The organism is Micromonospora sp. NPDC005087 (assembly GCF_042872965.1).
Classification (GTDB): domain Bacteria; phylum Actinomycetota; class Actinomycetes; order Mycobacteriales; family Micromonosporaceae; genus Micromonospora.
On the sequence record NZ_JBIALB010000003.1, the window covers coordinates 51,195 to 71,318 of the forward strand.

A 20,124-nucleotide genomic window follows, 5' to 3' on the forward strand; every position below is an offset into this window, starting at 1 on the left:
CCCCGGGGTACGTGCACAGCGCGCGGCGACACTGCCAGACTGCCAAGCCATGAGGACCGAGGACTTCTGGCAGCTGATCGACGAGGCCCGGGCCGGCGGAGGGGGAGAGCCCGGCCCGGTGGCCGCGCGCGCTGTGGCGCTGCTCGCCCAGCGTGACCCGGAGGACATCGTCGGGTACGCCCGGCACCAGACGCGGGTGCTGGCCGCGTCGCACAAGGCGGATCTGTGGGGGGCGGCGTACCTGATCAACGGCGGCGCGTCGGCGGACGGCTTCGAGCACTTCCGGGGCTGGCTGATGACCCAGGGTCGGGCGGTCTTCGCCCGCGCGGTCGCCGACCCGGACTCGCTGGCCGAGCTGCCCCAGGTGCGGGCCGCCTCGCTCAGCGGGGAGGAGTTCTCCGCCGAGCAGATGCTGGCGGTGCCCTGGGACGCGTACCGCAAGGCCACCGCGTCGGAACTGCCGGCGGCCCGGGAGCCGGTGCGCGCGCCGGACCTCAACGACTTCTGGGACTTCGACGACGAGGAGGAGGCCCGCCGTCGGCTGCCCCGGCTGGCCGCGCTCTTCGTGGAGCCGCCGGTGGAGTGACGGGCGCGGGCGCTTCGCAGGCCGATCCATCGCCCGCGCAGCGGGGGCACCCCGGCGGCGTGGGAACATAGAGGGGGTCGGCGGCGCGCCGGCCTGTTCACGTCAGCCGACCAGAACGGACCGCTGTGCCACCGAAGCTCGATCCCGGCGCGAATGCTCCTGGTGCCACCGACCCCGGTCGCATCCGGAACTTCGGCATCATCGCCCACATCGACCACGGGAAGTCGACCCTGGCCGACCGGATGCTGCAGCTCACCGGCGTGGTCGACCCCCGGCAGATGCGCGCCCAGTACCTGGACCGGATGGACATCGAGCGCGAGCGCGGCATCACCATCAAGAGCCAGGCCGTCCGGATGCCGTGGACCATCCGCGAGGGTGAGCGGATCGGTGAGCACGCGGTGCTCAACATGATCGACACCCCAGGACACGTCGACTTCACCTACGAGGTGTCCCGGTCGCTGGCAGCCTGCGAAGGGGCCGTGCTGCTGGTCGACGCCGCGCAGGGCATCGAGGCGCAGACCCTGGCGAACCTCTACCTGGCGCTCGAGAACGACCTGCGCATCATCCCGGTGCTCAACAAGATCGACCTGCCGGCCGCCCAGCCGGAGAAGTACGCCGAGGAACTGGCCCACCTGATCGGCGGCGACCCCGCCGACTGCATCCGGGTCTCCGGCAAGACCGGCGAGGGCGTGCCGCACCTGCTCGACGAGATCGTCCGGCAGTTCATCCCGCCGGTCGGCGACGCCGAGGCGCCCGCCCGGGCGATGATCTTCGACTCGGTGTACGACGTCTACCGCGGCGTCGTCACCTACGTCCGGGTCATCGACGGCCGGATCAGCGCCCGGGACCGGATCAAGATGATGTCCACCGGGGCGGTGCACGAGCTGCTGGAGATCGGTGTCATCTCGCCGGAGATGGTGAAGGCCGAGGCGCTCGGCGTCGGCGAGGTGGGCTACCTCATCACCGGCGTGAAGGACGTCCGACAGTCCCGGGTCGGTGACACGGTCACCATCAACAGTCGGCCGGCGGCCGAGGCGTTGGGTGGCTACAAGGACCCGAAGCCGATGGTCTACTCCGGCCTCTACCCGATCGACGGGTCCGACTACCCGAACCTGCGCGAGGCACTGGACAAGCTCAAGCTCAACGACGCCGCGCTGGACTACGAGCCGGAGACCTCCGGCGCGCTCGGCTTCGGCTTCCGCTGCGGCTTCCTCGGCCTCCTCCACCTGGAGATCATCCGGGAGCGGCTGGAGCGCGAGTACAACCTTGACCTGATCTCCACCGCGCCGAACGTCGTCTACCGGGCGATCACGGATGACGGCGAGGAGATCGTCGTCACCAACCCCAGTGAGTACCCCACCGGCAAGATCGCCGAGGTGTACGAGCCGGTGGTCCGGGCCACCGTGCTGACACCCAATGACTACGTGGGCGCGGTGATGGAGCTCTGCCAGGGTCGGCGGGGCAGCCTGCTCGGCATGGACTACCTCTCCGCCGACCGGGTGGAGCTGCGCTACACGCTGCCCCTCGCAGAGATCATCTACGACTTCTTCGACCAGTTGAAGAGCCGGACCAAGGGCTACGCCTCGCTGGACTACGAGCCCTCCGACGAGCAGGCGTCCGACCTGGTGAAGGTGGACATCCTGCTGCACGGCGAGCCGGTTGACGCGTTCAGCGCCATCGTGCACAAGGACAAGGCGTACAACTACGGCGTCACCATCGCCGCCAAGCTGCGCACGCTGATCCCGCGCCAGCAGTTCGAGGTGCCGATCCAGGCGGCCATCGGCAGCCGGGTCATCGCCCGGGAGACCATCCGGGCGATCCGCAAGGACGTGCTCGCCAAGTGCTACGGCGGTGACATCAGCCGTAAGCGCAAGCTGCTGGAGAAGCAGAAGGAAGGCAAGAAGCGGATGAAGATGGTCGGCCGGGTCGAGGTGCCGCAGGAGGCCTTCATCGCCGCCCTCTCCTCCGACTCCGGCGACGGCAAGGCCGCCGGCAAGAAGTGACACCGGCGCCGGTGCGCCGGCGCTGACTGACGAACACGGCCGGTGCCCCGGCCGGGCCGGTCGCGACGACCGATCGCCCGACGGGGTGCCGGCCGTCGCCGTACCCCGGCCGGCGGCACCGCCGTTTCTCGCCGGCTGGCGGGTCGTGGCAACGGGCCGACCCGGCCGGGGCGGAGATTTTTTCGGGCCTCGCCGGTGGCGGGTGGCCCCCACGACAGGGCGGGTGACCTGTGTGGACGCGCCCTGTGTCAACCGACGCAGCCGTGGCGCATTGACGCCCACCGTTGGTGTCGATGGTGAGTCGGTTTGGATTTTCGGTGGGTCGGGAACTTAGCGGTCACGACAGGAAGCACACATCGTGTGTCAGACATTCTTTGAAGGAGGGCGACCGTGGAGCTCACCGTGTGGGGCATTATCACTGCGCTTGTTGTTGGTCTCATCGTCGGCGCGCTGGGCCGCCTGGTCGTTCCGGGCCGGCAGAACATGCCGATGTGGCTGCACATGCTGATCGGTGTCGGCGCGGCCCTGCTGGGCACCGTGCTGGCGCGGGCGATCGGCATCGCGACCGAGACCAACGGGATCGACTGGGGCGAGCTGCTGGTGCAGGTCGTCGTGGCCGCGATCGCGGTTGCGCTGGTGGCCGGCGTGGGTCGCCGCCGCAGCGTCACCCGATAACACCCGCACCACCGCGACACATCCGAAGGGCGCCCGACCGACTGGTCGGGTGCCCTTCGCGTTCATGCCCGACGGTCTCGTCCTGGCGCCAGCCCGCCTTTGATCCACTCGACATCAGGGATCTCGCGGTGTCCCTGCTGCCGGGACACCCCGATATCCGTGAACTCGTGTCGATCACGCCAGCGGCGGCCGTTCGCCGCCGTCGGCGCTCGCCCGCAGCCCGTGCACCTGCCCCCAGCGCGCCCGTCGCCGCTCGCAGCCGCCCGCGGCCAGCCCCGCGCACACCGCCCGCTGCCCGCCGTGGCCCGTCGGCCGTCCGGCATGGCCCGCCGTCTGTCGCCCGTCCCGCGCCCGTCGCCCTCGGCCGCAAGAGGCAGGGGGCGGTGGAACCTGTCCGTGTACGCCCAGTCGTGATCGTCTGGTGCGGGAAGTCGGTTTGGATTTTCGGCGGGTCGGGAACTTAGCGGTCACGACAGGAAGCACACACCGCGTGTGTCAGACATTCTTTGAAGGAGGGCGACCGTGGAGCTCACCGTGTGGGGCATCATCACTGCGCTTGTTGTTGGTCTCATCGTCGGCGCGCTGGGCCGCCTGGTCGTTCCGGGCCGGCAGAACATGCCGATCTGGCTGCACATGCTGATCGGTGTCGGCGCGGCCCTGCTGGGCACCGTGCTGGCGCGGGCGATCGGCATCGCGACCGAGACCAGCGGCATCGACTGGGGCGAGCTGCTGGTGCAGGTCGTCGTGGCGGCCATCGCGGTTGCGCTGGTGGCCGGCGTGGGTCGCCGCCGCAGCATCACCCGATAACAACCCGGCATCACCTGGCACCACCGCACCACTGGAAAGAGCGCCCGGCCCTCGGCCGGGCGCTCTTTCGTGTGGGAGTGCCCGACTTCGGCCCGATGCCACAGCGCCTTTCGCCGGCCCCCTGCGGTACGGTCGCCACGCTTCCGCCGGCACGCCCACTGTTGTAAAGGAATCCTTCGTACTAAGGTGCGGCGGAGAAGGTTAGTTCCAGGCGGCGCGAGGGGAGAAGTGGCGTGAACAGGTGGAAACGGCTGGCCCCGGTCACCGCCGTGGTGGCCTCGGCCGCGATGGTGCTGACCGGCTGCGGCGGGGGCTCCGGCGACGACGCGGCAGACGACAGCAAGCTCACGGTCTGGATGATGGGCGAGGGCGGGGACGCGCAGAACACCTTCCTCGACGGGGTGGAGACCGAGTTCCGGCAGAAGCACCCCGACACCGACGTGGTGGTGCAGTACATCCCCTGGCTCGAGGCGCCCAAGAAGTTCCAGGCCGCGCTCGCCGGCGGTGAGGGACCGGACATCACCGAGCTGGGTAACACCGAGACCCAGGGCTGGGCGGCCCAGGAGGCGCTCGCCGACGTGAGCGGCCGGATGGGCGGCTGGGCCGACGGCAAGGACCTGCTGCCTGACCTGGTACGCAACGCGCAGCTCGACGGCAAGCAGTACGGCGTGCCGTGGTATGCCGGCGTACGGGCCATCTACTACCGCACCGACTGGTTCGCCGAGGCGGGCGTGCAGCCGCCGAAGACCTGGGACGAGCTGATCAGCGTGGCCAAGGCCGTGCAGGCGAAGAAGAAGGGCACCTACGGCATCGCCCTGCCGGGCAACTCCGAGCTGCCCTTCTATTCCTTCCTCTGGGGCGCCGGCGGCGAGATCGCCAGCAACCAGGGCGGCGCCTGGAAGTCCGGCTACACCACGCCGGAGGCGCAGCGGGCCGTCAAGTTCTGGACCGACATGGTGACCGTCCACAAGGTGGCCCCGCCGGCCGCCGCGGGCTGGAACGAGATCGACGCGCGTACCCAGTTCGCCACCGGAAAGGCCGCGATGGCCTTCGCCGGCAGCTGGCAGCAGGGCGCCATCAAGAAGGACAACCCCGAGATCGAGAAGGTCTGGGGTACGTTCCCGATCCCCGGCCCGGACGGCAAGGCCGCGCCCGGTTTCGCCGGCGGCTCGGACGTGGCGATCTGGAAGGACAGCGAGCGTCAGGACCTGGCCTGGGACTACCTGACCGTGCTGCTGAACAAGAAGAACTCGCAGAGCTTCGCGAGCAGCCTCGGCTTCTTCCCGGTCTACAAGGACCTGGTCGCCAGCGACACGTACACCAACGACAAGGTGATGGCGGCGTTCGCCACCACCATGCAGAACACCAAGCTCACGCCGCTCACCCCGAAGTGGGTGGAGGTCAGCCGAACCAAGACGGTGACCCAGGCGATGAACAGCTCGGTCATGAAGGGTCAGAAGACGGTCGAGAAGGCCACCGCCGACGCGGCCGCTGAGATGGAAAGCATTCTCAACGCCAAGTGACCACGCTGACCGAGGTGCCGGAGACGGCAGCCGCGCGGGAGAACCCCGCGCGGCGGCGTCGCCGAGTCGACCGCCTGCCGTACCTGCTGCTGCTGCCCGCACTGGCGATCATTGGGGTGCTGCTGCTCTGGCCGCTCGGCCAGGTCGTGGTGATGTCCTTCTACCGGTTGAACAGCGTCCGGCAGTTACGCGGCGACCGGGAGTGGCCGTGGGTGGGGTTGGGCAACTACGCCGACATCCTCACCGATCCGTTCTTCCTGACCGTGCTGCGCAACACGGTCCTGTTCGCCGCGGCCAACGTGCTGCTCACGATGGTCCTCGGCACCCTGGTCGGGCTGCTGCTCAACCGGCTCGGCCGCAAGATGGCCACCTTCGTGGCCAGCTGCGTGATGCTCGCCTGGGCGACCCCGGCACTGACCGGGACGATCGTCTGGAAGTGGATCTTCGACGACACCAGCGGTCTGGTCACCTGGCTGTTCAACGCGCTGCCGGACGGCCTGTCCAACGCCCTTTTCGGCCACAGTGACTGGACCGGCTACGGCTGGTTCAACTCGCCGCTGCTCTTCTTCGCCATCCTCACCCTGGTGGTGGTCTGGCACTCGTTCCCCTTCATCGCGGTGAGCGTGCTCGCCGGCCTGAAGAGCGTGCCGAGCGAGCTGCACGAGGCCGCCCGGGTGGACGGCGCCGGCCCCTGGCGGGCGTTCTGGAAGATCACGTTCCCGCTGCTGCGCCCGGTCTTCGGGATCCTGATCGTGCTCTCCACCATCTGGGACTTCAAGGTCTTCACCCAGCAGTTCGTACTGGCCGGAGGCACACAGGACCGGACGACGTTCATGCTCTCCATCTACTCCTACGCGGAGGCGTTCTCGCCACCGCCGAAGTACGGCCTCGGTGCGGCCATCGCGGTGATCCTCACGCTGATCCTGCTCCTGGTCACCGGCTTCTACGTACGGATGGTGCTCAGGCAGGAGGACGAGTCGTGAAGAAGTTCGCCCTCAACGGCGCCGGGCTGCTGGTCGCGCTCTTCGCGGCGTTCCCCGTCTACTGGATGATCTCCACCTCGCTGAAGCCGAGCAAGGAGATCTTCTCGTCCACCCCGCAGCCGGTGCCGACCCACCCGACGCTGGCGCACTACCGGGAGATCCTGACCGGCAACCTGATCCCCGGCGTGAGCTTCGCCGACTTCTTCCTCAACAGCGCCCTGGTCGCAGTCTCGACGGTGGTGCTCAGCGGCCTCGTCGCGCTGCTCGCCGCGACCGCGGTGGCCCGGTTCCGGTTCCGGCTGCGGACCAGCTTCCTGATCATGCTGCTGGTGGTGCAGATGATCCCGCTGGAGGCGCTGGTCATCCCGCTGTTCCTGATGATCCAGCGGCTCGGGCTCTACAACACCCTGCCCAGCCTGATCCTCACGTACCTCGGTTTCTCGCTGCCGTTCGCGGTCTGGATGCTGCGCGGCTTCGTCGCGGCGGTGCCCAAGGAACTGGAGGAGGCGGCCGCGATCGACGGAGCCAGCCGGGCCCAGATCTTCCGGCGGATCCTGTTCCCGCTGGTCGCACCCGGCCTGGTGGCCACCAGCATCTTCTCCTTCATCACCGCGTGGAACGAGCTGATCTTCGCGTTGACGTTCATCAACGACCAGAATCGGTACACGCTGCCGGTGGCGATGACCTTTTTCTTCGGCCGGGACGACACCAACTGGGGCCCGGTGATGGCCGCCTCCACCCTGTTCACCCTGCCGGTCATCATCTTCTTCCTGCTGGTGCAGCGGCGGATGGTCTCCGGCCTGGTCGCCGGCGCCGTCAAGGGCTGACGGCCGCCCACGGCTGTCGGCGATCTTGGCGACGCGCCACCCCGTCGGGTCCCGCTAGGCTGACCGCCATGACGGGCAGGGTGGCAGCGGTGAACCTCGGTGTGGTCACCGAGGCCGAGTGGGCCGGCGACGCGAGCGGTCGCAGCGGCATCGACAAGCGGCCGGTGGACGCGCCGGTGCTGATCCGGGTCGACGGGGTGGTCGGCGACTTCATCGGCGAGCGAGCCCACCACGGCGGCGAGGATCAGGCGGTCTACGCCTACGCGGAGGAGGACGGCGCCTGGTGGGCGACCGAACTGGGCCGGGACATCGGGCCCGGCGGCTTCGGCGAGAACCTCACCACGTATGCGGTCGACGTGACCGGCGCGGTGATCGGTGAGCAGTGGCAGATCGGGTCCGCCCTGCTTGAGGTGACCAAGCCTCGAACGCCGTGCACCACCTTCGCCGGCTTTTGGGGCGTACCGGACCTGATCAAGCGGTTCACCGTCCGGGCGCTGCCCGGGGCCTACCTGCGGGTGCTGCGCGAGGGGGAGGTGGGCCCGGGCGACCCGGTCGAGGTGGTGGACCGGCCCGCGCACGGGGTGACCATCGGCGAGGTGTTCCGGGCGACCAGCCTCGAGCCGGAGCTGCTGCCCCGGCTGCTCGACGCCGAGGACCTGCCGGAGCCGATCCGGGAGAAGGTCCGCCGCCGGCTCGTGGGCCGCGCCTGACGAACGCCCGGCGGACGCGCAAGAGCCCCTGCCATCTCCAGACGGCAGGGGCTCTCGCGGTCAGCGGGTCAGCGGAGCCAGGGGACGCTGCGGTCCAACAGGCCGCGCTCCTTGAGCTCCTTGCGCAGCGGGATCTCGTCGTCGACGTACCCGTCCCAGTTGATGCCCCAGTAGTTGGCGGTGTGAGTGCCCTCGCCGATCAGCTGGCGCTGCACCGGCGTGCGGTTGCGGTACCACTCGCCGTCCAGGTCCGGGTGCAGCTCGTCCAGCGGGCGGATCCACCGGTACGTGTAGCCGACGAAGAGCATCTTGCGGGTGATGGACGACAGGTTCGTCGACCGCGAGTGCCACTGGCGGCGGTCGAAGATGAAGGCGTCACCCGGGTTGGCGGTGATCTCCACCGTGCCCTCCGGGTCCGGGTTGTGCACGCTGAGGTCCTTCGGCCGGGGCAGCGAGTTCAACAGGTGGCTGCCCGGGATGACCTTGGTGGCGCCGCGACCGGTCTCGGAGAGGTCGGAGAGCACGTACGCGACCTTGAGCGAGAACATCGGCCGGGGCAGGTTCGGGTCCATCGTCTCCGGGTCGGAGTTCTGGCGGTACCCGTCCTGGTGCCAGCCCCAGTACGGCTTCTCCGGCTGGAGCGCCGGCGGGGTGACGTCCAGGTGGTTGTGGTGGGTGTAGATGTTCCAGCCCGCCAGCCCCCACATGTACGGGAAGGCGATCGGGTGGGTGAGCAGCTCACCGAAGAGCTCGTCGCGCTCCAGGAAGCCCAGCAGGTGCAGCGTGCCGTCCTTCTTGGTGTTGCCCTTGGCCTGTTCCTCCGCGTAGACGCGGTCGACCGCCGCCTCCAGCGCCGCCCGGTGATCCTCGGTCAGGACGTTGCGCAGCAGGAGGAAACCCTGCTCGTGGAACTCCTTGCGGTCAGTGTCGCTGATCGGTTCGTAGCCGGTCCGGTCGCCGTAATCGAACACCGCGTCGTACCCCTCCCCATGAGGTGAAACCATTTCTGGCACAGGCCGCCGATCGTAACGCGCATACCTCGGCATTGGGGAGGGCGTGCGGAGCGGTTGGACACCGGTCGGACCGCGCGCAGCGGGACTGTCACGGATGGTCAAATTTGCGTGATCAATAGCAGCCTCTGTGGGCCGTTGTCCGATTGTGCGGTGACTGCCGGTTAAGAAATCGGGGCGGTGTCACGCCTCGGCGAACACCTCGGCCACCACCTGACCGGCGGGGCCCTGCTCGCCACTCACCCGCCCCCAGGTGCCGTCCCGGGCCGTCCACTCCAGCCCGCCGAAGCGGACCCGCTTCACCCCGTGGTCCTGTGCGTGCGAGACCAGCCAGTGCGCGTACCGCCAGCCGTCGCGCTGGTCGCCCGCGGTCACCGCCAGCCCGGTCTGGTCGTCCGGGTCGGTGCTCGACACCCCCCAGTCCAGCACCAGGTTGCGGGTCAACTGGGCGGCCGCCGCCGCGCCGCGCATCACCGGGGTACGCCCCACCGAGCAGGCGACCGCGCCGGTGACGTCGCCCAGCAGCGCCCGGCTGAGTACCTCGGAGTCGTCGGCCCACTTCTGGTACGCCTCGGGGAACGCCGAGCGCTGCACCCGCTGGGCGGCGTCGGTGACCCGCATCGACTCCCAGCCGCGCACCTTCTTCAGCGCCGCGTAGAACCGGTTCGCCGCGTAGCGCGGGTCGCGGATCTGCTTCGGGCTGCCCCAACCCTGGCTCGGGCGCTGCTGGAACAGGCCGACCGAGTCACGGTCGCCGTCAGCGAGGTTGCGTAGCCCGGATTCCTGGTAAGCCGTGGCCAGCGCGACCACCACGGCCCGCTCGGGCATCCCGCGCTGGGCGCCGATCGCCGCGATGGTCGCCGCGTTGGCCATCTGGTCGGCGTCCAGGGCGACCCGACCGTCGGCCTGGACCGTGCAGGTCCGCGAGGACAGCGGCAGTCGCAGCTCGTCTCCGACCTGCCGCAGGACGAGCCAGATTGCGATCACGGCGACGAGGACGAGGACCACGCCACCCGCCACGGTTGCCCGAGTTCGCACCCACACCCCCAGATCGACAGTCCGACAAGAGTACGTCCCCCGGCGACCAATCCGGGTCGTCCGACCGGTTTCGAACCGACGGGACCGACCTACGCCGACTGGAGATTCCCCCTCCGGTCGGGGTCTCACCCGACTTCCTGATCGCAGGACTATTGCCCGGATTCTCCGAATTTATCCCCAATGGTCTGTCGTCAGCGTCACGATGGCCGAGTTCGGTGGAAAGTGCTTGATCGGTCAAGCGGTTGCCTGACATGGCACGTCAATTACCCGGGCCCGTCAGGACCTGGGCCACGGACCGAGGAGGAGTCCCATGGGAACGCTGGATGGCGAGGTCGTGCTCATCACCGGCACCGGTGGAGGTCTGGGCCGCGTCGCGGCGCTGGCCTTCGCGCGGGAAGGTGCACGGGTCGTCGGGGCCGACATCCAGATCGATGGCAACAACGAAACGGTCGACCTCGTCCGGAAAGCCGGTGGGGAGATGACGGGCATCGCACCGGTCGATCTCACCGACCCGGAACAGGTGCGCCAGTTCGTCGAGGACGCGGTGGCGGCGTACGGCGGGCTTGACGTGGTTTACAACAACGCGGCCGCGCTCCGCTTCGGCCCGATGCCCGACTTCTCCGTCGAGGACTGGCGGTACACGATCACCGGCGAACTCGACATTCCCTTCTTCGTGTCGAAGTTCGCCTGGCCGCACCTGGTCCGGCGCGGCGGCGGCGTCATCATCAGCGCCGCTTCCATGGCCGGAATGATCGGTGGCCATGTCCCCCCGATGGTCGGGCACGCCGCGGCGAACGCCGGCATCATCGGCATGACCCGACAACTCGCGCTCGAGGGCGCGCCCCACGGGATCCGGGCGGTGGCGATCAGTCCCGGGCCCATCGTGAGCCCGGCCAGCGAACGCGACCTCGGCGACAACCAGGCGGCCCGGGACGCGATCACCGGCAAGACGCTCGTCAAGCGCTTCGCCCAACCCGAGGAGGTCGCCGAGCTGGTGGTCTTCCTCGCGTCCGACCGGGCCTCGTACATCACCGGCGCGAACTACCCGGTCGACGGCGGCGCGACCGCGTGGTGACGGACCTCGGGGCGCCGCCTTTCCCGGGCGGCGCCCCACCCTCATCGAGGCCGTTTGCTCTGCTTAGACGTCGAGAGCGGGCACCCAGTGCGCCGGTCGTTTCTCCCGGAACGCGGTGACCCCCTCGCGTCCCTCGTCGGAGAGGAAGTAGCCGGTCGACAGAGCGGACAGCCGGGCCAGCTCAGCGCGCAGCTCGGCGGTGCCCGGTTGGCGCAGCAACTCCTTCGCGCCGGCCAGCGCACCCGGGGCGCCGCGCACCAAGGAGTCGCAGTACCGGCTGACCGCCGAGTCCAGCCCCTCGACCGGGACCGCGGCGGTGACCAGGCCGATCTCGGCGGCCCGCCGGCCGTCGAAGGTGTCGCCCGTCAGGTACAGCTCGGCGGCGGCGCGCGGGTGCAGCCGGGGCAGCACGGTCGCCGAGATCACCGCCGGGATCACCCCGATCCGCACCTCGGTGAAGGCGAACGTCGCCTCCTCGGTGCAGACCGCCAGGTCGGCGGCCGCGATCAGGCCCAACCCACCGGCCCGCGCGGGCCCGGCGACCCGGGCCAGCACCGGCTTCGGGCACTCCCAGAGCGCGGCGAGCACGTCGCCCAGCATTCCGGCCGGCACCGTCCCGCTGGCATACGCGGCGGCGGTCTCCTTCAGGTCCGCGCCCGAGCAGAACACCGGACCGGTGTGGTCGAGCACGATCACCCGGACCGCGTCGTCGGCCACCGCGTCGGCCAGCCCGGCCAGCAGCTGGGTCATCAGGCCGGTGGAGAGCGCGTTGCGGTTGTGCGGGCTGTCCAGGGTGAGGGTGGTCACCCCGCGGGCCGTGGAGACCCGCACGAGCACGTCGGGAGAGGTCATGCCGGGCACACTAGTGGCCATGCCCGGCGTCCTTCCAGATGGTGAGACCGTCCCCGCCGACGGATCGCTGCCCGCCACCGCCACCACCGCGGTCGGCGCGCGCGGCTTCGGCGTGTACGTCCACGTGCCGTTCTGTGCCAGCCGCTGCGGCTACTGCGACTTCAACACCTACACCGCGGCCGAGTTGGGCGGCGGCGCCAGCCGCGAGGGGTACGCCGACACCGTGCTGGCCGAGCTGGCGCTCGCCGCCCGGGTGCTCGGCGACAACCCACCGCCCCGGGTCGACACCGTCTTCGTCGGCGGTGGCACGCCCACTCTGCTTCCCGCCGACGACCTGGCCCGCATCCTCGACGGCATCGACCGCACCTGGGGGCTGGCCGCCGACGCCGAGGTGACCACCGAGGCCAACCCGGAGTCGGTCACCCCGGAGTCGCTGAAGCTGCTGCGGGCCGCCGGCTACACCCGGATCTCGCTCGGCATGCAGTCCGCCTCCCCGGGGGTGCTGGCGATCCTGGACCGCAAGCACAGCGCCGGTCGGGCCACCGCCGCCGCCCTGGAGGCGCGCGACGCCGGTTTCGAGCACGTCAACCTGGACCTGATCTACGGCACCCCGGGGGAGCGGGCCGAGGACTTCGCCGCCTCGCTGGAGCAGGTGGTCGCAGCCGGGGTGGACCACGTCAGCGCGTACGCCCTGATCGTGGAGGACGGCACCCGGCTGGCCGCCCGGATGCGTCGCGGCGAACTGCCGTACCCCAGCGACGACGTCGCCGCGGACCGTTACCTGGCCGCGGAGGCTGCCCTCGACGCCGCCGGCCTGTCCTGGTACGAGGTCTCCAACTGGGCCCGCACCGACGAGGCCCGGTGCCGGCACAACCTGCTCTACTGGACCGGCGCCGACTGGTGGGGGCTGGGCCCCGGGGCGCACAGCCACGTCGGCGGGGTGCGCTGGTGGAACGTCAAGCACCCGTCGGCGTACGCTGAGCGGCTGGCCGCCGGCGCGTCACCCGGCCTCGCCCGGGAGGTGCTCACCGGCGACGAGGCGCACATGGAGGACGTCATGCTCCGGCTGCGGCTCGCCACCGGGCTGCCGCTGGCGGTGCTCGACGCCACCGGCCGGGCCGGCGCCGAACGGGCGCTGGCCAACGGACTGCTGGCCGCACCGGAGTACGCGGCCGGCCGGGCGGTGCTCACCCTGCGCGGCCGACTGCTCGCCGACGCCGTGGTGCGCGACCTGCTGCCCTGAGCCGGCGTGCCGCCGCCGGTCGGCCCGACGGCCGTCGGCAGTCGGCCCGCCGGTCGACCGACGGCGGTGCACCGGGTCGGCCGGGGGAGCGGCCGACCCGGGTCACTTGATGAAACTGGCCGACATCGGGTAGCGGTAGAGCTGGCCCTCGTTGGCCTTCATCCCGGCGATGATCCCGAACAGGATCTGGATCACCACCACCGCGATGCTGGGCAGGAAGAGCAGGCACCAGCTCACGAAGAGCAGCACGAACGCGATGATCGACCAGAGGATCTGGAAGTTCAGCGCGGCCAGGGCTTGCGCCCGGACGGCCGGCGACTGCTGACCGCGGGCCAGATAGGCGATGAGCGGGGCGACGAAGCCCAGCGGGCCGAAGCTGATCAGCGCGCCGGCGGCGCCGCCGAAGTGCGCGACCAGTGCCCAGGTCTTGTCCTCGTTGCTGGCGTAGCCGCCGCCGGGGCCGCCGTAGGCGCCGCCGGTCGGATAGCCGCCAGGGGGATAGCCCCCGGGTGGCGGAGGGTAGCCGCCCGACGGCGGTTGGTCACCGGTGGGCGGCGGATAGCCACCGGCCGGGGGATAGCCGCCCGGGCCGGGTGCCCCGGACAGTGGTGCGGTGGGTGGCTCGGCCGAGGAGGCCGGGCCGGGAGCGGCCGGCGGGTAGGTCGGCTCCGGCGGCTGATCGCCGGGGTCTCCCGCACCGGGAGGGCGAGGTGGTTCAGTCATGGATGTCACGGTAGGGGCCCGTGGCAACGCCCACCAGAGCGACACCGCCGGGCCAGCCTGTCTGAACGGACAGCGGCGGCCTTGATCATCGCGCTGGGGGGCACGCCGACGTAGACTGGCACTCGTTACAGTCGAGTGCCAGTACGGCCCGCCGGCCCCGCCGTGCCGGCGGCCGACGTGCGACAGGAGGTGCGGAGGATGGGTCTGGACGACCGCAAGCTCGCCGTGCTCCGCGCCATCGTCGAGGACTACGTCTCCACGCAGGAGCCGGTCGGCAGCAAGGCGCTGGTCGAGCGGCACCAGCTCGGTGTCTCCCCGGCCACGGTCCGCAACGACATGGCCGTGCTGGAGGAGGAGGGCTACATCCGGCAGCCGCACACCAGTGCCGGCCGGGTGCCCACCGACCGCGGCTACCGGCTCTTCGTGGACCGGCTGTCCCGGGTAAAGCCGCTCAGCCCGGCCGAGCGCCGGGCCATCGAGCGCTTCCTGGTCGGCGCGGTCGACCTCGACGACGTCGTGCACCGCACCGTACGGCTGCTCGCCCAATTGACCCGGCAGGTGGCCGTGGTGCAGTACCCGAGCCTGGCCCGCTCCTCGGTGCGCCATCTGGAGCTGGTGCCGATCTCCACCACCCGGCTGATGCTCGTCATGATCGCCGACACCGGGCGGGTGGAGCAGCGGCTGGTGGAGCTGCCCGGGCCGGTGCATCCCGACGACGTCACCGACCTGCGCCGACTGGTCAACGAGAAGCTCGCCGGCGCCCGACTGTCCGACACGCCGCCGCTGGTGCAGGCGCTGGTCGAAGAGGCGCCGTCCGAGCTGCGCCCGGCGATGACCACGCTCTCCACCGTGCTGCTGGAGACGCTGGTCGAGCGGCACGAGGAGCGCATCGCGCTGGCCGGCACCGCCAACCTCACCCGGGGCGGGCTGCTCGACTTCCAGGGCTCGCTGCGGCCGATCCTCGAGGCGCTGGAGGAGGAGGTCGTGTTGCTCAAGCTCATCGGCGAGACCGAGCCGAGCACGACCCGGGTGCTGATCGGCGACGAGAACGAGTTCGACAACCTGCGTGCCGCCTCGGTGGTCAGCACCGGGTACGGCCCGGGCGCCACCATCGTGGGTGGCCTGGGGGTGCTGGGGCCCACCCGGATGGACTACCCCGGCACCATCGCCACGGTGCGCGCCGTGGCACGCTACGTGGGCGAGTTGCTGGCCCAGAACTGACCAGTCAGGGCCGACGGCCGGCTGCGGCCGCCGACCGGCGCAACGCGAGACGAACATGAGGACACGGAACGCAGTGGCCAGGGACTACTACGGCATTCTCGGTGTGAGCCGGGAAGCCTCCGATGACGAGATCAAGCGCGCCTACCGCAAGCTGGCGCGCCAGTTCCACCCGGACGTCAATCCGGACCCGGAGGCTCAGGAGAAGTTCAAGGACATCAACGCCGCGTACGAGGTGCTCTCGGACGACCGGAAGCGGCAGATCGTCGACCTCGGTGGCGATCCGCTCGCCCCGGGTGGCGGCGGCGCCGGCGGCCCGGGTGGTCCGGGCGGCGCCGGCCCGTTCGTCGGGTTCCAGGACATCATGGACGCGTTCTTCGGCGGCGCGGCGGGTGGCGCGCGCGGCCCGCGCCCGCGGACCCGGCCGGGCGCCGACGCGATCCTGCGGCTGGAGCTGGACCTGCACGAGACGGCGTTCGGGGTCGAGGCGCCGATCACCGTCGACACCGCGGTGCTCTGCACCACCTGTTCCGGCGCCGGCACGGCCGCCGGCACCCACCTGGCCACCTGCGAGGCGTGCGGCGGCCGGGGCGAGGTGCAGTCGGTGCAGCGCACCTTCCTCGGCCAGGTGGTCTCCGCCCGGCCGTGCACCGTCTGCCAGGGCTACGGCACCACCATCCCGCACCCCTGCCCCACCTGCGCAGGCGACGGCCGGGTGCGCACCCGCCGTTCGCTGACCGTGAAGATCCCCGCCGGCGTCGAGGACGGCATGCGGATCCGGCTGGCCCAGCAGGGCGAGGTGGGCCCGGGTGGCGGCACCGCCGGTGACCTCTACGTGGAGATTCACGAGCGGCCGCACGACGTGTACTCCCGCAAGGGCGACGACCTGCACTGCCGGGTCACCGTCCCGATGACGGCGGCGGCGCTGGGCACCCGGCTGACCATCAAGACGCTGGACAGCGAGGAGACGGTCGACGTCAAGGCAGGCACCCAGCCCGCCAGCACGCTGCGGCTGCGCGCCCGCGGTGTGCCGCACCTGCGTGGCACCGGGCGGGGCGACCTCTACGTGCACCTGGACGTCCGGACGCCGACCAAGCTCGACCCGGACCAGGAGAAGATGCTGCGCGACTTCGCCAAGACCCGGGGCGAGGAGGTCGCCGAGCTGACCAAGCAGGGCGGCTTCTTCTCCCGGATGCGCGACGCGTTCAACGGCCACGCCTGACCGGCGCGGCTAGCCTGATCATCGTGTCCGCCCCACTGTTCCTGGTCGAGTCGCTGCCCACCGCCGACACGATGACCCTCGACGGTCCCGAGGGGCATCACGCCGCCACCGTGCAGCGGCTGCGGGTCGGCGAGGAGCTGCTGCTCGCCGACGGCCGGGGCGGCACGGCCGCCGCCGTGGTCACCGCCGTCGGCCGGGGCAGCCTGGAACTCACGATCACCTCTCGGGGATACGTGGACGCGCCCGTACCCCGGCTGGTGATCGTGCAGGGCATCGCCAAGGGCGACCGGGGAGAGCTGGCCGTGCAGGCGATGACCGAGGTCGGGGTGGACGAGATCGTGCCCTGGGCGGCGGTCCGCTCGGTCACCCAGTGGCGCGGCGACCGGGGCGTACGGGCCCGGGAGAAATGGGTGGCCACGGCCCGGGAGGCGGCCAAGCAGGCCCGCCGCCCCTGGTTGCCGGTGGTGGCCGGGGCGCCGGACGAGTCGACCGCCACGGTGACCCGCCGGATCGCCGGTGCCGCCGCCGGGTTCGTGCTGCACGAGGAGGCCGACGAACGGCTGACCGTCGCCGACCTGCCGCCGGCCGGGGAGATCGTCCTGGTGGTCGGCCCCGAGGGCGGCATCGCCCCGGCCGAGCTGACCGCTTTCCGCGAGGCGGGCGGCCGACCGGTCCGGCTCGGCCCTGCGGTGCTACGGACGTCCACCGCCGGGGTGGCCGCGCTCAGCGTGCTCGCCACCCGGCTCGGCCGCTGGTAGTCCGGGCTCGGAGCCGTTCCCACCCCCGAGGGCGACGCCCGCCCCGGCTGTCCTGCCCCCGACGTCCCAGCTCCCCCAACCACCCTGCCCGCGCCCTTTGCTCTGCTTCAACCACCGCAACACTTGCGGCCGTCGGGTGTTGCGCCCGTTGAAGCAGAGCAAAGGCGCGATGAGCAGGTCGGGCGACTCGACAACCGGCGGGTCCGGCTCGATCGCGGAACCGGCGGTCAGCTGCGCAGGTAGGAGGCGCCGTTGAGGTCGACGATGGTGCCGGACGCCCACTCGGCCTGGGGCGAGGCCAGCCAGTGCACCGCAGCGGCGATCTCCTCCGGCCGGGCCACCCGGTCGAACGGGCTCTGCGCCCGGATCGCCGCGCCCGGCTCACCGCGCAGGTGCTCGGTGGTCATGTCGGTCGCCACGAAGCCCGGCGCGACGGTGGCGACGGCGATGCCGTACGGCGCGAGCGCCACCGCGAGGGACTGGCCCAGCGCGTTCAGCCCCGCCTTGCTGGCGCCGTACGCCGGCTGCGACGGCTCGCCCCGGAACGCACCCCGGGATGAGACGTTGACGATCCGCCCGCCGCGCTCCCGCATGTGCTGGGCGGCGCACCAGGTGACGTTGCCGGCGCCGGTCAGGTTGGTCTCGAGCACCTGCCGCCAGCGCTTCTGCCACTGCTCGTAGGAGGCGCCGAAGATCGGGTGCGGGTCGTCCCGGTCGCCGTACACCCCGGCGTTGTTGACCAGCACGTCCAGGCCGCCCAGCAGTTCGGCGGCCCGGTCCACCATGGCCCGGACCTCGTCCGGGTCGGTGAGGTCGGCGCGGACCACCACGTGCCCCGCGCCGGGCAGTTGGGCGCGTAGCTCTTCAGCGGCGTCCGCGGAGTCGCGATGGTGGATGGCCACCCGGTCGCCGCCGGCCGCGAACGCCGTCGCCACCGCCCGGCCGATCCCGCGCGAGGCCCCGGTCACCAGTACCGCCCGATTCGTCACGCCGGACATCCTGCCGTAGCCGCCGCGGATGTCGGGACGGGACCCTTCCTTAGACTGCCCCGATGGGATCCGATTGCCTGTTCTGCCGCATCGTCGCCGGGGAGATCCCGGCCACCGTGGTCCGGGAGACCGCCACCACGCTCGCTTTCCGGGACATCGGCCCGAAGGCGCCGGTGCACGTCCTGGTGATTCCGAAGGAGCACTACGCCGACATCGCCACCCTCGCCCAGGGTGACCCGGCGCTGGCCGGGGAGGTGTTGGCCACGGCCGCCGCGGTCGCCGAGGACGAGGGGCTGCTCGGCGACGGCTTCCGGTTGATGTTCAATACCGGCGCGTACGGCGGCCAGGAGGTGTTCCACGCGCACGCGCACCTGCTCGGTGGCGCGCCGCTCGGCCCGATGCTCGCCCGGGACCTGGCGTGAGCACCGAGGCGGCGTCGACCCGAGTCGTGGACGAGCGGCTGGGCCGGCTGGTCCGCCGGGTGCAGGCCGACGCCCGGGTGCCGGCGGTGTCGGCGGCGCTGCACCGGGCCGACCGTCCGCTGTGGAGCTGCACCGTCGGCGGCACCGGCACCGACAGCCCGTTGGGGCCACGCACCCAGTTCCGGATCGGCTCGGTCACCAAGACTTTCACCGCGGTGCTCACCCTCCAGTGCCGCGACGACGGGCTGCTGGACCTGGACGACCCGGTGGGCCGGCACCTGGACCTGCCCGCGCACGGTGAGCTGACCGTCCGCCGACTGCTGTCGCACACCGGTGGTCTGCAACGCGAGCCGTTCGGCGACGTCTGGGACAGCCTGCGCGCGCCGGACGCCGGGCAGTTGGTGGCCGAGCTGGACCGGGCCGAGCGCGTGCTGCCGCCGGCCCGCCGATTCCACTACTCGAACCTTGGCCTGGCCGTGCTCGGCCAGCTGGTCGCCCGGCTGCGCGGCGGCAGTTGGGCCGAGGTGCTCGCCGAGCGGGTGCTGACGCCGCTGGGGCTGACCGACACCACCGTGACGCCCGGGCCTGCGGCGGCCACCGGGTTCCTCGTCGACGCGTACTCCGACGAGGCGCACCCGGAGCCGCCGACCGACTTCGGCGCGGTCGGCCCGGCCGCCCAGCTCTGGAGCACCGCGACGGACATGGCCCGCTGGGCGGCGTTCCTCGCCGACCCGGCCGCGTTGGACCCGGCCGGCGCGGTGCTCGCCCCCGCCACGCTGGACGAGATGCGCTGGCCGGTGACCACCACCGACGAGACGCTCTGGGGGGCCGGCTTCGGGCTCGGGTTGATCCTGGTGCCGCAGGGCGAGCGGGTGGTGCACGTGGGGCACGACGGGGCCATGCCCGGTTTCCTGGCCGCGGCGTACGGCAGAAGGGGCGGCGACGGCACGGCGGGCGCGATGGGCGCCGCGGTGCTCGGCTCCTCCGGCACGGCGGCGGAGCTGTTCGACCTGCCGCACCGGCTGCTCGCCGCGGCGGTCGAGCACGACCCGGCCGAGATCGAGCCGTGGCGGCCCGGCGCACCCGCTCCGGCCGCACTGCGGGGTCTGCTCGGTCGCTGGTGGGGCGAGGGTTTCGAGTACGTCTTCTCCTGGCACGACGGCACGCTGCAGGCGCGTGGGGCCGGCGACCCGGCGGGACGCCCACCGGCGGTCTTCACCCCGCTGCCGGACCGGCCGGACGTGTTCCGCACGGTCTCCGGTCGGGAGGCCGGCGAGCTGCTGAGGCTGACCCGGGACGAGTCGGGCGCCGTGGTCCGGATGCACTGGGCGACGTACCGCTTCACCCGCCACCAGGAGACCTTCGACCGGTACGACTTCCGGGCCGGGAGCTGATCGCGGCCAGCGGAAATGGACGCGATGCGGGCCGCGTTGAACGGATACGATGGGGGTGACGTCCGC

At 71.4% G+C, this 20,124-nt stretch carries 20 protein-coding genes; 15 read left to right on the forward strand and 5 right to left on the reverse strand.

What is annotated here, in order from left to right:
* Window positions 1-49: 49 nt before the first annotated feature.
* From ACFYPS_RS08425 to ACFYPS_RS08460, 8 genes are all read left to right on the forward strand, one after another.
* Window positions 50-586 (forward strand): DUF4240 domain-containing protein, encoded by a 537-nt coding sequence (locus tag ACFYPS_RS08425; protein ID WP_354965598.1) that lies wholly within the window; start codon window positions 50-52, stop codon window positions 584-586.
* A gap of 125 nt (window positions 587-711) precedes the next feature.
* The gene (lepA, locus tag ACFYPS_RS08430; RefSeq protein ID WP_354965597.1) at window positions 712-2,589 is read left to right on the forward strand and encodes a translation elongation factor 4; all 1,878 of its coding nucleotides are present in this window, start codon (window positions 712-714) and stop codon (window positions 2,587-2,589) included.
* A gap of 390 nt (window positions 2,590-2,979) precedes the next feature.
* Window positions 2,980-3,264 (forward strand): GlsB/YeaQ/YmgE family stress response membrane protein, encoded by a 285-nt coding sequence (locus ACFYPS_RS08435; protein WP_074313648.1) that lies wholly within the window; start codon window positions 2,980-2,982, stop codon window positions 3,262-3,264.
* 522 nt (window positions 3,265-3,786) lie between these two features.
* Window positions 3,787-4,071, forward strand: a complete 285-nt coding sequence (locus tag ACFYPS_RS08440; protein WP_354965596.1) for a GlsB/YeaQ/YmgE family stress response membrane protein — start codon at window positions 3,787-3,789, stop codon at window positions 4,069-4,071.
* Window positions 4,072-4,304: 233 nt separating this feature from the next.
* A complete protein-coding gene (locus ACFYPS_RS08445; protein WP_354965595.1) occupies window positions 4,305-5,594 on the forward strand; it encodes a sugar ABC transporter substrate-binding protein in 1,290 nt (429 codons plus the stop codon).
* Complete coding sequence (locus ACFYPS_RS08450; RefSeq protein ID WP_387323661.1) at window positions 5,591-6,577, forward strand: carbohydrate ABC transporter permease; 987 nt, start codon at window positions 5,591-5,593, stop codon at window positions 6,575-6,577. Before ACFYPS_RS08445 ends, ACFYPS_RS08450 begins: the two co-directional genes overlap by 4 nt.
* Entirely contained in the window at window positions 6,574-7,404 is an 831-nt protein-coding gene (locus tag ACFYPS_RS08455; protein WP_354965593.1) for a carbohydrate ABC transporter permease, read from the forward strand. Before ACFYPS_RS08450 ends, ACFYPS_RS08455 begins: the two co-directional genes overlap by 4 nt.
* 68 nt (window positions 7,405-7,472) lie before the next feature.
* Window positions 7,473-8,114: an MOSC domain-containing protein gene (locus tag ACFYPS_RS08460; protein ID WP_354965592.1), complete on the forward strand. Its 642-nt coding sequence runs from the start codon at window positions 7,473-7,475 to the stop codon at window positions 8,112-8,114.
* 68 nt (window positions 8,115-8,182) lie between these two features.
* On the opposite strand, the gene ACFYPS_RS08465 is transcribed toward ACFYPS_RS08460, so the two are convergent.
* Together ACFYPS_RS08465 and ACFYPS_RS08470 are read right to left on the reverse strand one after the other, a co-directional pair.
* Window positions 8,183-9,085 (reverse strand): phytanoyl-CoA dioxygenase family protein, encoded by a 903-nt coding sequence (locus tag ACFYPS_RS08465; RefSeq protein WP_354965591.1) that lies wholly within the window; start codon window positions 9,083-9,085, stop codon window positions 8,183-8,185.
* Between the two features lie 222 nt (window positions 9,086-9,307).
* Window positions 9,308-10,168 carry a hypothetical protein gene (locus ACFYPS_RS08470; protein WP_354965590.1) on the reverse strand — a complete coding sequence of 287 codons (861 nt, stop codon included), beginning with the start codon at window positions 10,166-10,168 and terminating at the stop codon, window positions 9,308-9,310.
* Window positions 10,169-10,472: 304 nt separating this feature from the next.
* On the opposite strand from ACFYPS_RS08470, the gene ACFYPS_RS08475 reads away from it, so the two are divergent.
* Window positions 10,473-11,237, forward strand: coding sequence for an SDR family NAD(P)-dependent oxidoreductase (locus ACFYPS_RS08475; RefSeq protein ID WP_354965589.1), 765 nt, complete (start codon window positions 10,473-10,475; stop codon window positions 11,235-11,237).
* A 63-nt stretch (window positions 11,238-11,300) separates the two neighbouring features.
* Here ACFYPS_RS08475 and ACFYPS_RS08480 read toward each other — a convergent pair whose 3' ends face one another.
* A complete protein-coding gene (locus ACFYPS_RS08480; protein ID WP_354965588.1) occupies window positions 11,301-12,089 on the reverse strand; it encodes an enoyl-CoA hydratase-related protein in 789 nt (262 codons plus the stop codon).
* Between the two features lie 19 nt (window positions 12,090-12,108).
* On the opposite strand from ACFYPS_RS08480, the gene hemW reads away from it, so the two are divergent.
* Window positions 12,109-13,332: a radical SAM family heme chaperone HemW gene (gene hemW / locus ACFYPS_RS08485; RefSeq protein ID WP_354965660.1), complete on the forward strand. Its 1,224-nt coding sequence runs from the start codon at window positions 12,109-12,111 to the stop codon at window positions 13,330-13,332.
* Between the two features lie 102 nt (window positions 13,333-13,434).
* On the opposite strand, the gene ACFYPS_RS08490 is transcribed toward hemW, so the two are convergent.
* Window positions 13,435-14,055, reverse strand: a complete 621-nt coding sequence (locus ACFYPS_RS08490; protein WP_354965587.1) for a DUF4870 domain-containing protein — start codon at window positions 14,053-14,055, stop codon at window positions 13,435-13,437.
* A 198-nt stretch (window positions 14,056-14,253) separates the two neighbouring features.
* Here ACFYPS_RS08490 and hrcA point away from each other — a divergent pair, with 198 nt between their 5' ends.
* The 3 genes from hrcA to ACFYPS_RS08505 all read left to right on the forward strand — a co-directional run bounded on the left by hrcA (window position 14,254) and on the right by ACFYPS_RS08505 (window position 17,253).
* A complete protein-coding gene (hrcA, locus tag ACFYPS_RS08495) occupies window positions 14,254-15,276 on the forward strand; it encodes a heat-inducible transcriptional repressor HrcA (protein WP_074313627.1) in 1,023 nt (340 codons plus the stop codon).
* 73 nt (window positions 15,277-15,349) lie between these two features.
* Window positions 15,350-16,495 (forward strand): molecular chaperone DnaJ, encoded by a 1,146-nt coding sequence (dnaJ, locus tag ACFYPS_RS08500; protein ID WP_172899204.1) that lies wholly within the window; start codon window positions 15,350-15,352, stop codon window positions 16,493-16,495.
* A 23-nt stretch (window positions 16,496-16,518) separates the two neighbouring features.
* Window positions 16,519-17,253 (forward strand): 16S rRNA (uracil(1498)-N(3))-methyltransferase, encoded by a 735-nt coding sequence (locus tag ACFYPS_RS08505; RefSeq protein ID WP_354965586.1) that lies wholly within the window; start codon window positions 16,519-16,521, stop codon window positions 17,251-17,253.
* A gap of 227 nt (window positions 17,254-17,480) precedes the next feature.
* Here the strand turns inward: ACFYPS_RS08505 and ACFYPS_RS08510 are convergent, their stop codons facing one another.
* Window positions 17,481-18,242 (reverse strand): SDR family oxidoreductase, encoded by a 762-nt coding sequence (locus tag ACFYPS_RS08510; protein WP_354965585.1) that lies wholly within the window; start codon window positions 18,240-18,242, stop codon window positions 17,481-17,483.
* A 62-nt stretch (window positions 18,243-18,304) separates the two neighbouring features.
* Here ACFYPS_RS08510 and ACFYPS_RS08515 point away from each other — a divergent pair, with 62 nt between their 5' ends.
* Window positions 18,305-18,664, forward strand: coding sequence for a histidine triad nucleotide-binding protein (locus ACFYPS_RS08515; protein WP_089019445.1), 360 nt, complete (start codon window positions 18,305-18,307; stop codon window positions 18,662-18,664).
* Entirely contained in the window at window positions 18,661-20,058 is a 1,398-nt protein-coding gene (locus tag ACFYPS_RS08520; RefSeq protein WP_354965584.1) for a serine hydrolase domain-containing protein, read from the forward strand. The genes ACFYPS_RS08515 and ACFYPS_RS08520 overlap by 4 nt, the downstream gene beginning before the upstream one ends.
* The last annotated feature ends 66 nt before the right edge of the window (window positions 20,059-20,124 follow it).